This is a genomic window from Pedobacter sp. UBA4863 (genome assembly GCF_002399615.1).
Taxonomy (GTDB): domain Bacteria; phylum Bacteroidota; class Bacteroidia; order Sphingobacteriales; family Sphingobacteriaceae; genus Pedobacter.
The window spans coordinates 87021-99745 of sequence record NZ_DHDZ01000046.1; the positions used below are offsets into that span (position 1 = coordinate 87021).

10 protein-coding genes are annotated in these 12725 nt (G+C 36.4%); 3 read left to right on the forward strand and 7 right to left on the reverse strand.

Annotated elements, in window-relative coordinates; all coding sequences use genetic code 11:
- Positions 1 to 35: 35 nt before the first annotated feature.
- The 3 genes from B3I52_RS12365 to B3I52_RS12375 all read right to left on the reverse strand — a co-directional run bounded on the left by B3I52_RS12365 (position 36) and on the right by B3I52_RS12375 (position 4445).
- Positions 36 to 1427 carry an arginine decarboxylase gene (locus B3I52_RS12365; RefSeq protein WP_293301687.1) on the reverse strand — a complete coding sequence of 464 codons (1392 nt, stop codon included), beginning with the start codon at positions 1425 to 1427 and terminating at the stop codon, positions 36 to 38.
- A 466-nt stretch (positions 1428 to 1893) separates the two neighbouring features.
- Positions 1894 to 3447: a hypothetical protein gene (locus B3I52_RS12370; protein ID WP_293301689.1), complete on the reverse strand. Its 1554-nt coding sequence runs from the start codon at positions 3445 to 3447 to the stop codon at positions 1894 to 1896.
- Between the two features lie 71 nt (positions 3448 to 3518).
- Positions 3519 to 4445, reverse strand: coding sequence for a hypothetical protein (locus tag B3I52_RS12375; protein ID WP_293301691.1), 927 nt, complete (start codon positions 4443 to 4445; stop codon positions 3519 to 3521).
- Between the two features lie 81 nt (positions 4446 to 4526).
- Between B3I52_RS12375 and B3I52_RS12380 the strand changes: the two genes are divergently transcribed.
- A complete protein-coding gene (locus B3I52_RS12380) occupies positions 4527 to 5702 on the forward strand; it encodes a hypothetical protein (protein WP_293301693.1) in 1176 nt (391 codons plus the stop codon).
- Positions 5699 to 6583: a DMT family transporter gene (locus B3I52_RS12385; RefSeq protein ID WP_293301695.1), complete on the forward strand. Its 885-nt coding sequence runs from the start codon at positions 5699 to 5701 to the stop codon at positions 6581 to 6583. The genes B3I52_RS12380 and B3I52_RS12385 overlap by 4 nt, the downstream gene beginning before the upstream one ends.
- A gap of 89 nt (positions 6584 to 6672) precedes the next feature.
- Here B3I52_RS12385 and B3I52_RS12390 read toward each other — a convergent pair whose 3' ends face one another.
- The 4 genes from B3I52_RS12390 to B3I52_RS12405 form a co-directional block, all read right to left on the reverse strand.
- Complete coding sequence (locus tag B3I52_RS12390) at positions 6673 to 7227, reverse strand: fasciclin domain-containing protein (RefSeq protein ID WP_293301697.1); 555 nt, start codon at positions 7225 to 7227, stop codon at positions 6673 to 6675.
- A 122-nt stretch (positions 7228 to 7349) separates the two neighbouring features.
- Entirely contained in the window at positions 7350 to 7694 is a 345-nt protein-coding gene (locus tag B3I52_RS12395) for a hypothetical protein (protein WP_293301699.1), read from the reverse strand.
- Positions 7695 to 7760: 66 nt separating this feature from the next.
- Positions 7761 to 8675 carry a citrulline utilization hydrolase CtlX gene (ctlX, locus tag B3I52_RS12400; RefSeq protein ID WP_293301700.1) on the reverse strand — a complete coding sequence of 305 codons (915 nt, stop codon included), beginning with the start codon at positions 8673 to 8675 and terminating at the stop codon, positions 7761 to 7763.
- Positions 8676 to 8745: 70 nt separating this feature from the next.
- Positions 8746 to 10203, reverse strand: coding sequence for an arginine deiminase family protein (locus B3I52_RS12405; RefSeq protein ID WP_293301702.1), 1458 nt, complete (start codon positions 10201 to 10203; stop codon positions 8746 to 8748).
- Positions 10204 to 10831: 628 nt separating this feature from the next.
- On the opposite strand from B3I52_RS12405, the gene argS reads away from it, so the two are divergent.
- Positions 10832 to 12604, forward strand: coding sequence for an arginine--tRNA ligase (argS, locus tag B3I52_RS12410; RefSeq protein ID WP_293301704.1), 1773 nt, complete (start codon positions 10832 to 10834; stop codon positions 12602 to 12604).
- Positions 12605 to 12725 lie beyond the last annotated feature (121 nt).

Sequence of the window (12725 nt, forward strand, 5' to 3'; positions counted from 1 at the left end):
ACCAAACCCAACCTGTAAAATAATGGGATAAAGAACTAAGTGTACCCCAAAATCTTTAACACTTGCTTGCTATTTTGCTCTTCCCCAAATACCTCAAAGTTAAAAGTCTCGTCACGATTTCTACGAATAATTACGTGCTTAGGACTAGGCAATAAACAATGGTGAATACCGCCATAACCACTTAATACTTCCTGGTAAGCACCAGTGTTAAAGAAACCTAAATATTGTACCTTACGGGTTTTAGGCATAAACACACTGTTCATGTGCGCTTCTTGGTTGTAATAATCTTGCCCATCGCAGGTAATGCCACCCAAGTTTACACGTTCGTACTCCGCATCCCAATTGTTAACAGGCAGCAATACGTATTTTTGGTTCAAGGCCCAAACATCAGGTAAATTGGTAATGAAAGAACCATCCAACATCAACCATTTTTCGCGGTCGTTTTGTTGTTTACGGCCCAACACTTTGTATAAAATTCCAGATGCTTCGGCAACCGTATATTTACCAAACTCGGTAATGATATCTGGTTCTACCACATCGTGCTCTGCACAAATTTCTTTGATACGTTTTACAATCTCGTTTACCATGTACTCGTAGTCGAAATCGAAAACCAAGCTATCCTTAAAAGGCATACCGCCACCAATGTCTAAAGTATCCAGTTCTGGGTTAATCTTTTTGAACTTGCAATATAAGGTCACGTATTTCTCTAATTCGTTCCAATAATAAGGCGTATCAGAAATGCCCGAGTTAATGAAAAAATGCAACAACTTTACCCTAAAATTAGGGTTTGTAGAGATTTTACTGTTATAGAAATCAATCACATCTTCCATACGTACGCCTAAACGAGAAGTATAAAATTGCGAATCTGGTTGCTCCTCTGCTGCTATACGGATCCCCAAGTTACAAGGAGTATCTAGCTCAATCTCATCATCATAAAGGTTAAATTCCTCTTTGTTGTCCAGCACCGGAATGATGTTTTTGAAACCATCGTGCAGCATGTCAATAATATATTGCTTGTACTGGAAAGTTTTAAAACCATTGCAGATAATGGTGGTATCTTTAGTTAATTTCCCCTTCTTTTCCAGCGCTTCAATCATAGGCATGTCAAACGCCGAAGAAGTTTCCAAGTGGATATCGTTCTTCAAAGCTTCCTCAACAATATGCTTAAAGTGCGAACTTTTGGTACAGTAGCAATATTTGTAATCGCCCCTGTAATTATTCTTAATGATTGCCGTTTGAAATAACAGTTTAGCCTGTTGAATTTTCTTGCTCACCATAGGTAAGTAAGTGAAACGCAATGGTGTACCATAGGTTTCAATCATTTCCATCAAATTCAAATCGTGGAAATATAATTCATCATCTATAATGCTGTAACCTTCTTGCGGAAAACCAACACTCAGATCAAGGAACTCTTCGTAACTCTGCATTGTTTTAATTTTTTTGCAAAAGTGTAATTTTTAATTGAAAAAAATGTAGCTTAAATAACATTTTTATAATAACTCAAAAAAAGCTGTTTAGTTTTTGGTTTTTTTATCGCATTGAAGAGTTTTTGTGTGGTTGTAACTTGTTGGTAATCTTTTTGTTATTGCTGTTCGTTTTGTTTTTGCAGACTTTTAGGGTAAAACTATAAACGATGTAATAAATCAGGCTATTATTGTAACTTATTTTAGCTATTTAGTTTTAGGTTTCGAAAAGCAATTTTAGGGCTTCGTAGGTTGCGTTAGCCCCGCTTTACACTATAGTCCCGATTTATCGGGAGCTGTCGTTGCAATCGGGTTTAATTAACGAAATGTAGTGCAAAACAACTTTGTCAATCTTACAGGCGTGTTCCAGATTAAGATTGACAAAGCTGGGGGAAAGGAATATGCGCCAAAGATTTTGAGAAGGCTTTACTTAGTTTTTTATTATCCTTAGGTAACCTAAACTTTCGTCTTTGAGAGAAATCCTCTTATTCTCTGTTAAAATGTTAGGTTCAGTTATATGTAATAGCTCTACAGTTTTTTTATGTTTTTTATAGCAAAAATTATGTAGCTTACTTTTTAATTCCTCCCATTCACCAAACTTTCTAACATACGGTCCATAACCTACATTGGTTATAAATTCTATGCGATCTTCAACAACGAGAAAATCATAGGCTTGTGAATTAGATTTTTTAAATTCGTTATTAAGTTGTTGAACTAATTCTTGTAATTCGGAATTGACTGCTAAAAGAGCTTGCTTTTCAGCTTGTTTTTTTTCTTTGTATATAGCTAATTCTTGTAGTAGTAGCTTTTTGTTTTCATCTAGTTTTTCAGCATGCTCTTTATGTTTTTCTAAGTATAATGTGGGATTTTGGATATATAATCTAAAATTGCCAGACCCTCTATTGATGGGAAAAGGAATATCATTTTCGTTTCCAAATACTTCGTTAAATTTTGGAGATGCATATAAATTAAAAGAGTTTTGTAGATTTTTAGGAATTTCTTCATTCCATGTTAACTCTATAGGAGGAAGTTTAGAGGTATCATTGAATGTATAATTTTCATAATCTATAGTATCCAATTTATTTTTATAAGCTAGAATAGTATCTTCATTTATATTCAAATTAAATTCGGATACTATAATTTCATCCTCTTTCATACGTCGATATGTATATTTATAAAATAATGACATTAATGTTTTTTGGGTTAATAAAATTTCTTGTCTTAGACGGGTATAATTTCGCTCCGTTTCTGCTTTCTGTTTTTCTTTCTCCTCCTTTTGTTTGTTATGTCGTTTTATCATTTCTTCATTAATATATCTAACTTTTGGAAGTGTTATTTTATAGGGATAAATTCCTTCGATATTATGAAAATCTGTAACTAGTCCACCAAGCCTATAAAAGTATGAATCAATTTCTGTAGCTTCTGCTATTTCGTTCTTTGGATCGCATGTTTCATTAAAAATGGTATTCCACTGCCCTTTTATATCTTTCCCTTTAATTATTAGTCTTCCTACCCAATAGCCATCTTTGGCCTCTCCTATAATATGGCTTAAACCTGTATTGATATCGATTTTACCATCTAAAAAACCATTGGATACTCTAAATTTTGTAACAGGCATTATGAAGTCAGCTAACAGACTGAAAACTTCTTGTCGTTTTCCGTTTATCCACTTGTGTTGGCTATGCCAGTATTTTTTATTATAAGATGCTGTGAGTACACCATTCATTTCACCATCTATGAGTTCAAACGAAACTTTTTCATTGCCTGTCCAGCTTCCGCCATGTTTTTTGATATGGCTTTGTGTGCTGGTAGTTGTGCCGTGTCTTACTTCATCTCCGTCATTGTCTATATAATATGAATAAGTCACTCGAGCACCTGGCCATCCAGAATCGGTATCTGTTTTTTGTTTAAGTACCCGTTTTTGAGCAAAACATGTAATTGATGCTATAATTAATGTAATAAATAAGATGTTTTTTATTTTCATTTTAAATGTCTTTAGTTGTTGATTCGTTATAAAAACCATTGCATATTTCACTGAAATTTGCACCCCGCTCTTTAAGTAATTTTAAATAGTTCGCCCAATACCTTGTTAGGGGAAACTCGCACCCAAGTCATGTAATCTTTGTACTCATCGGCATTTTCAAATTCTTCGCCAACTTCTTGGTGTTTGGTATGTATTTCTTTTCCGCCATTTTCCCAACGTTTTTTTGCGCTTTCATTTACATCGGCTTCTTCTTCGGTTAAGTCACAGTCTATCTCAGCAATTTCAGATGCAATTTGGGCAATAAGATTATCGGAAACATTCATACTTAATTGACGTACATTGATAACTAACTTAGTTTTATTCTCATTCCAATGTGTCCAGTAACATTGCTTTTCATTGTCGTCCACTATTTTTTTCTCGGTAAATTTTACGCCAAACATATCTTCTATATCATTATGCGTTTCCGATATTTTGTAATAGCCCAAGCCTGCCAAAACCACTATCGGGAATGATTGGAAGTATTCGGAGTTTTTGATGAAGTGTTTTCTTTCTGCTAAACCATCCGTTTTAGCATCTTTGGCTTTTGGAGAGGGATTGTCATTTTGCTCGGTAATAAAGAAGTTTTTGTGGAAATTGATACGATTGTAACTTGCGCCAAAAATATAGTTGTGCAATTTTTGGTAAAGCAACCAAGTTCTGCTTGTTCCCCAATTACCCTGTCCATCGTCTCGCTTCATGTATTGTCCTTTGTACGGGCACACGGGCGAGTATTTGCTTCTATCTCGCAAAGGGATATCCCATACATCTTTGTCGATGTCGCGTTCCCATTGTTTTAAGTTATCACGATACTCATTTAAGGTTTCCGTATCAGTTTCGGGAGTAGCTATTTCTTTGCCAATCACTAATATTTTGGCTTCTATGTTTCCTTTTCCAATGTAGCCAAAGTTTTGTTCTTTGGCATCTTTTAGCATTTCTGCAAATAATTTTCTTCTACTCATAATTTGTTATATTTTTAAACCTGTACAAGAATAATTTTTGCCAACAGAAACTTTTTATCCAAGTTTATCCAAACACTTTATATGTCTATAGAACACCATAAACTCGAGCGGCTCAAAGAAGAGATTTGTCAGCGTTTTGGAAGAAAAATATCCAACCATGGAGATGTTGTTGAGTTGGCAGATAAGATATCCCAATCGGCTTTAAGTACACAAACCATTAAAAGATTTTTTGGTCTTATAAAGGGCAATACAAAACCATCGCCAGTAACCCTAAATGCGCTAAGTAATTATCTTGGTTATTCTAGCTGGGATGGTTTTAAAGATCGTTCGAGTTTAAATTTATATCACGAAATACAGCGAACTCCTGCGGGCGAAGGGTTAGATTATTATATAAAAGATATTCCGAGTTATTGGGAAGTGGTTTTTTATAAAAGCAGGGATAAGGCTGCCGAAATCTACAAAAAGGGTGACAGCGATTATATAGTACATTTTTTTGAAGAATTGGGTAAAATTAAAAATGCCCACGATACTTTTTGGGAATGGTTTCCAAACCTTAATTTGTTGAAAAAGAAATATTATCGCAATGGGCTTGTAAGTTATAGAAATGCTAAGAATACCAATAATGCCCATTGTTATGCCAACGGAATGTTATTTTTGGGCAGTTATCTGTATAAAAATGAAGAAGAAGCGGAACACCTTTTTGGACTGTTGAATAATCTAGATGATACTTCGGATATGTCGCCTTTGCCCATGGCTAGGCGTATGGCAGCTTTAACAATTTGGCGTAACCATGCAGGTGAAAATATCGGAGAAATTAAAAATATTGCCGTTAAAGAATATCTGAGACAGCAAGAGAATGAGCTTAATCGATATACAAATTCTTACGCTTCTATATTTATCGAATATTTAATCATAGGAGGGATGCCCCAACTAATTAGCGAACTTTTAGATTTGGGGTACTATCCGTTTAATTACAGCGAGTTTTTTGCCAGTTCGGTGCATTATCATGAGATTAGAACTATTGAAGCCCTAGCGCTTGCTATAACAGGGCAAATGGAAAGTTCCAAAATAGTGTTTATAGATATAATACCCGAAAAATATAGTTTTAACGATAACCAATATTATGATTGTTTATATTCAATCTTAGCTGTTATTCATGGTAACGAAGATTACCGCATTAAATTGAGCAAACTGATTGCACAAACAGGTTATACACGCTTTTACGATTTGTTAGAATTATACTACGTTAAAAAATGATTTTCCAGATATTCTCGATGCTTGCTTTTGGTGTAAGTAATTGTTTTTGGGAAAAACCCGTAAGGCAAATGTCTGCGCTCAATCTCATTTTAATTCGAAGTTTTTTAACCACAAGCTGTTTCGCATTATTTGCCCTATTATTTGAACTAAAGGCTTTTTACATTCCGTTAGCGAACGTTGTAAATTACAGTAGCTTAAACTTTTTTGATGTTATCACTACGGCTGGGCTATGTTTTGTTAATTACTGGGGCTTGTTTTTCTTTCTAAAATCAATGCAGCATACCGATGCCCGTATCAGTATTGTAATGGGAACGGCGGGAACGCTCATATTTGTGCTAATTGGGGTTTTATTTTATGGAGAAAAACCCTCCGCTGTGAGTTATTTGTATATGTTCATTTTTACTGTAGGCTGGTGGTTTATCGAAAACCTGCGAAAAGATATGCTTAGATTTAAGTGGAGTAGAGGAGTGGCTTACGCTCTTTTATGTATGTTGTTTTGGAGAACGGCCGCTTTCTTTCCTATGGTTATTAAAAATGTGGGGACATTATATTTTAGTTTGATAATGGAAATAGTGGTTTGTATAACAACATTTGTCATCTTGTTTTTTAAAGGCAGCTTGCCCACTTTAAAAAAGCTGGTAGTTCAATTTCAAACTTATTCTTATCATATTTTAATGTTGGTAATATGCGGTTTCCTTGGTGTACTATTTTTTAATATTGCTATTAGTAGCACCCAATTGTACACTTTTGCCCTTATTGGTTTGTTACAGCCCCTAACTTCGGTAGTTTTGGGCATTTTTATGTTTAAAACCAGATTAACCGTCTATCAGGGAATTGGTATTTTGATATTGTTAACCGGTATGGCAATACAAATGATGTAAAAAACTTTGTCAATCTTATAGGCGTGTGGCATATTAAGATTGACAAAGTTGTGGAAAGAACTGTGGTACACAGACCTTAATAAACTGATTTATTTTGGAAGTAACACATCGTTAATAATGTGTATTACCCCGTTAGATGCTTTTATGGTTTTAACAATTTCGCTGCCGTTTACATAATTCTTGCCATCTTTTTGGGTAATTTTCACTTTGCCACCAAATACCATGTCGTATTCAACGCCGTCTTGAAGTAAAACGCCATCCAATACGCCCACATAAGTGTGGTAACCGAGTATATTGCTCAAATCATCTTTCTTATCGGGCTTTAACAAACCTTCTACCGTACCTTTTGGTAATTTATCGAAGGCAGCATTTGTAGGCGCAAATACCGTGAACGGACCAGCATTGCTGAGCGCATCTGCCAGCTCGGCAGCCTTCACAGCAGTAACTAAGGTGCTAAAATCTGGACTTTTTGCTGCCACCTGAACAATGTTAGGGTTAGAAACATCGTCAACAACGGCCGACTGTCCTGCACTTTTTTCGGTAGCAGCAGTATTGTTTGAGTTACTTGTGGTGCTTTCGGACTGATTATTAGAACAGGCCGTGAATAGGGTTGTTGCTGCAAGAGCAAATAGTAATGTTTTCATGATGCATATTTTTATTACTAAAATATTCCTGTTTCTGTAATAAAAGTATGATTGTAGTCATTACATCTTGCTGATTTTAATCATTTTATGCGTAGTTGGCGAAAGCTGCTGGAATTTTTTGATCAAGGTGTTTTTAATTTTAAAATCACACCATAGTTGCTTTCTACTAGCTCCGTTTCAGATACGATTTTAAATTTGAATGTACTTTGTTCTGACTTTACATTCAATAGATTTCCAGAAATTTTATAAGTGCCACGATAAATAATATCGCCACTAGGTAAAATATCGGCTATGCCGCCTGGTTTTAAAGTAAGTTGCCATCCGCTATTGTATGGTAAATCTGAGGAGGGCTTAAAATCGGTTTGTAAGAATACCTGCTCTTCGTTAACGGTGAGCTTATCTTTTTTACAGCTAATAAGTAGAGAAATGGTGAGGGCAATTAATACGGTTGTTAAAATATTCTTCATGTTAAGTTGGGATTTATTAAACCATACGAATGCTTTAGGCTAAACGCTACAATCGAATATTTTTCATTAAACTTTTAATGGCAAATGCACTTCTGCCAACATGCACCTGGCGCTACCACCGCCATTTTTTTCAATAGTATAGAGTGGGGCAGTTACAATTTTAGAGAAAGAGGATAAAGCGGTGATTTGTGTGCCGTGTAGGGCTTTTAGCGCTTGTTCAGACATTACCAAAAGACTTTCGCCAGCTTTATTTTTTACTTCGAGCATGTTGCCGGCAAAATGGTTCATTTGCTCAAAAGAAATATCGATCACTGTTTTACGAGTTGCTTTAAAGCTTTCTAATACTGTAATTTTGTCTTCAGTATGTTTAATGCTATCTAAACAGAGTACGGCAAATTTTTCACCTATACACATCATTACGTTGGTGTGGTAAATAGGAAAGCCACTTTCGTCAATCGCTTCAAAAGCAATTACTTCGTAACCACTCAACATGGCAAAGTTATCTAATACCTCTTTATCTGTACGAACGCTTAAGCAAGCATAGGCAATTTTGTGGGTTCTGTCTAAAACCATACTGCCCGTACCTTCCAAAAAGCGCTCTTGCAGTTCAAAAAAACTTAGGTCTGTTTGGTGGTTAACTTCAAAAGTCTGCGCTAACTCGTTAATAATATCTTTTCTGCGTTCTTGCCTTCGGTTTGGCGAGTGCATGGGGTATAGAAAAACCGAACCGTCTTCATGAAAAGAAACCCAATTGTTAGGAAAAATAGAATCGGGCGTTTCTGGATCCAAAGTATCGCTAATTACCGTTACAGCTACACCGTTTTCCCTTAAAATATTTACAAAGCCATCAAACTCTGCTAAAGCTTCTTGTTGTACGTTTTCTTGTTTGCCAGCTACTTGAAATTTATTGTCGCCCGCAGTTTGCTCGTTGAATTTAAAATCAACAGGACGTATCATGAGGAGGTGTGAAGTGGTTTGCATTATTTTAATTTACGATTTTAGATTTACGATTGGGCAATAAAACAATTCAGCAATTTATAGACTATACTTTTCAAGTCCCCTTGAGGGGATTTAGGGGTTCTCTCAACAAAGGTAAGCTCATGCAATGAAAACCGCCTCTTGCTCTTGATAGTTCTGCCGAAGGCATCAGTACCAAAGTATCGGTTAAGGTTTCTGTATCTACTTTTCCGCTTTCTAAATCTTGTATCAAATCTTGCACTTTAACCACATCAAAACCATTGGCTTTAAAAGCCTCTACCGTTTTATCGTTGCGGTCGTAACCTAAAACTACCCCTTCTTTAATTGCCAAAAGGTTACAAGAGTCGGTCCACTGCTCCCTACTATCATAAGGAAAAACATTGCCACCGCTGTAAATGATTTTGGTAGGCGTAGTGCTGCCCAAATCATTTCTGCTAATGTCGTCTAACAACGCTTCTACGTGCTCAAAAACTTTTGGAATGCCAGGTTTATTTTTGTGGAATTGGATGGCCGTAGTAGCTTCCAGTTTTTCGGGTTCTTTTAAAAAGTGTATAGGCTCGGTAGTGTCGTAAGTAGGGCTGTGCGCAATGCTGTGCAAAATTACCCAAGTATCGCGTCTTACCTGTGTGAAAACTGTATCTAAGTGCATGTAATCACGTTTAGCAGGAATTTTTACCACCGTTACTTTCTCTACCACATTATGCTCAAACAGTAATTTAATCACTTCGTTTGCACCTTCTTCCGAAGTACGTTCGCTCACGCCAATAAGCACGTGGTTAGGCGCCACCATCATTACATCGCCTCCCTCTAAAGTAGTGCGAAATTCGGGTTCATCGCCGGGGCGCAAAAAGTGCATGGTAGTATCCGGAATTTCGATGATGTTATTTTGGTATGCTTCAAAAAACGGATGGTTAAAGAAGATGTAGCGCATCAACATGGTTTCGCGAACACGGGCCTTTTTAGCAGGTTTGTTAAGTAAAATGTGCTTGTTAATGGTGGTGCCCACATCGCGGGTAAAAATTAAATTAGGTACCGGTGCAAAAATCATGGTGTCATCGGCCATAGTGCCCGATATAAAAATTTCTGCCAATTCTTTAGGGGCGGTAGCTGTTAGCTTTAACTGTAATTGATAAGTACAGCCCTCAATGGCACAAACCGCGGCAGTTAGTTTTTTGCGGATGTATTCATCAGCCAAAATATCTGCCAATAAATTTTGCAGTTCCACTACATTTTTAGAGTTGTGAAAATTTGGATGGTTTGGTTTGTAGAAACCTCTGTTTGCAGTCTCACTGTCAATATCTTTTAGTTTTCCTTTAATTTTTGAAGGGTCTAAAAAGTACATCAATAGTTTGGTGTAATAATCGTATTCGCCCTTACGGATGGTATCCAGATGAACAATATCTTCAAAAAGCCAATCTTGCGCTTTAGAAGGTACTACTTTGCCCAATCCGCTATCCGGACTGTGTACCAATAGTTTTCTTAATCTTCCAATTTCGGTAGTAACGCCTATTTTAAATAGATTACTCTGCATACATATATTATTTTTGGTGTTCATACAAAACTATCCTTTTTTTTGAATTAACTAGTTTTTGGATGTTTGGTTTTTTGGATGGTTAGACTTTTTGAAAAGCAATGTAGGTGCATCTATTAGATTTTGTTCCCGCTTTACACTGCTATCTTTTTGTGAACGAATTGGCATATTGGAAACTTCGTAAGTTTTTTAAACTTATTAAGTTTGAAAGATGCTGCACAAAAAAATATATCATAATTATCTCAATTCATACTTCTATAGTAATATCAGTTTCCGATTTTTCGGAGCAGGCTCTTCGGAATTTGTCATTCCGAAGCATTATCGCAGGGTCTTTGACCTGAATTTTAAAACGGATTAAAAATCCTACGATACGGAGTTCGACATTACAAATATCGAACAGCAATAAGACGCAAAGTTTAGCGCATTGTTATTGCTATTGCTATTCAAACCAGATAGGAGTGAACACGTATCCCGATTTTTCATCGGGAGAAGTAAAACAGATAGGGGGGCTAACGCTCAATAGTAGAAATGAATCTGATTTTCTAATATCTACGCTACATCAACTTCCAAGCAACCAAAAAACAAACAAACCAAACAACTAATAAACAATTAATGTATTTTTGCAATTATGAATTTTATCATCGCTGGTGCAATTAAGGCCGTTAAAGAATTATATGGGCAAGAAATTGCCGAAAATGTAATTAACCTACAAGAAACACGTAAGGAATTTGAAGGACAGGTAACCATTGTGGTGTTTCCTATTGTGCGGTTTTCTAAAAAAACGCCAGAAGAAATAGCCAAAGATATAGGTTCGTATTTACAGCAAAACGTGGCAGAAGTGGAGGGCTTTAACGTAGTAAAAGGCTTTTTAAATCTTGTTATTGCCGAAAGCTACTGGATTGATTTGTTCAATAACACACTGTTGCAACCAGATTTTTTAGCCGTAAAATCGCGTGGCGAAAAGGTGATGGTAGAATACTCGTCGCCAAATACCAATAAACCTTTGCACCTGGGCCATGTGCGTAACAATTTGTTGGGCTACTCAGTTGCTGAGCTGTTAAAGGCCGATGGTTACGATGTGGTGAAAGTGAATTTGGTGAACGATAGGGGTATTCACATCTGTAAATCGATGCTGGCTTGGCAAAAGTGGGGCAACAATGAAACACCAGAAAGTTCGGGCTTAAAAGGAGACCACTTGGTAGGTAAATATTATGTAGTTTTCGATAAAGAATACAAGAAAGAAATAGATGCCTTAAAAGCCGAAGGACAAACCGAAGACGAAGCCAAAAAAAATGCACCATTAATTAAGGCTGCACAGCAAATGTTGTTGCAATGGGAGCAAGGCGATGCCGAAGTTGTAAGCTTATGGAAAAAGATGAACGGTTGGGTTTACGCCGGCTTTGATGTTACCTACAAAAAACTGGGCGTCGACTTTGATAAATACTACTACGAAAGCAATACTTATTTATTAGGGAAAGATACCGTTGAGGAAGGTTTAGCTAAAGGTGTTTTCTTTAAAAAAGAAGATGGCTCGGTATGGATTGACTTAACTACCGATGGTTTAGATCAGAAATTGGTGTTACGTGCCGACGGTACTTCGGTGTACATTACCCAAGATTTGGGTACTGCCCAAATGAAATACGACGATTTTGGTATGGACAAATCGATTTATGTGGTGGGTAACGAGCAAGACTACCACTTTAAAGTACTGTTCTTAATTTTAGAAAAACTGGGCAAAAGCTGGGCAAAAGGATTATACCATTTATCTTACGGTATGGTCGATTTACCTAGCGGCAAAATGAAAAGCCGTGAGGGGACCGTTGTTGATGCTGATGATTTAGTTGCTGAAATGGTGGCTACTGCCAAACAGAAAACCGAAGAATTGGGTAAGATCAACGATTTTTCTGATGCAGAAAAAGAGGAATTGTATGCCACCATTGGTTTGGGTGCGCTAAAATATTTCTTGTTAAAGGTAGAGCCTAAAAAACGTTTGCTGTTCGATCCGGCAGAGAGTATCGATTTTCAAGGTAATACCGGGCCATTTATACAGTACACCCATGCCCGTATCAAATCTTTATTAAGCAAGGCCAATTATCAATTTGCCCCAGCTGATTATAGCAAGATCAAACTAAGCCCAACAGAATTGGAAATGGTGATGTTGTTGGCAAAATATCCGACAGAAATTACAGAAGCGGCAAAGGCTTACAGTCCGGCGTTTATTGCTAACTATTTGTACGAGGTAGCCAAGTTATTCAATAAATTTTACCACGAAGTGCCCCCAATTATTAAAGAGGAAGATGTGGCAGTAAAACAACACCGTTTAAATATCTGCAAAATTGCTGCAGATGTAATTAAATCTGGAATGAATATTTTAGGTATTCATGTTCCTGAAAGAATGTAATGAATTGAATATTTAGGTTTATATATTATTTAAACGTTTCGATGTAAAATTGAAACGTTTTTTTATGATAAGGAGGTCGTTAGTTACTTTTTTAAAGTCTAACTTATATAACAATGTTTAA

Bases quoted from the DNA above. Each gene is read 5' to 3' on its own strand.
- B3I52_RS12365 (WP_293301687.1), bottom strand. From the start codon at position 1,427: ATGCAGAGTTACGAAGAGTTCCTTGATCTGAGTGTTGGTTTTCCGCAA.
- B3I52_RS12370 (WP_293301689.1), bottom strand. From the start codon at position 3,447: ATGAAAATAAAAAACATCTTATTTATTACATTAATTATAGCATCAATT.
- B3I52_RS12375 (WP_293301691.1), bottom strand. From the start codon at position 4,445: ATGAGTAGAAGAAAATTATTTGCAGAAATGCTAAAAGATGCCAAAGAA.
- B3I52_RS12380 (WP_293301693.1), top strand. From the start codon at position 4,527: ATGTCTATAGAACACCATAAACTCGAGCGGCTCAAAGAAGAGATTTGT.
- B3I52_RS12385 (WP_293301695.1), top strand. From the start codon at position 5,699: ATGATTTTCCAGATATTCTCGATGCTTGCTTTTGGTGTAAGTAATTGT.
- B3I52_RS12390 (WP_293301697.1), bottom strand. From the start codon at position 7,227: ATGAAAACATTACTATTTGCTCTTGCAGCAACAACCCTATTCACGGCC.
- B3I52_RS12395 (WP_293301699.1), bottom strand. From the start codon at position 7,694: ATGAAGAATATTTTAACAACCGTATTAATTGCCCTCACCATTTCTCTA.
- ctlX (WP_293301700.1), bottom strand. From the start codon at position 8,675: ATGCAAACCACTTCACACCTCCTCATGATACGTCCTGTTGATTTTAAA.
- B3I52_RS12405 (WP_293301702.1), bottom strand. From the start codon at position 10,203: ATGCAGAGTAATCTATTTAAAATAGGCGTTACTACCGAAATTGGAAGA.
- argS (WP_293301704.1), top strand. From the start codon at position 10,832: ATGAATTTTATCATCGCTGGTGCAATTAAGGCCGTTAAAGAATTATAT.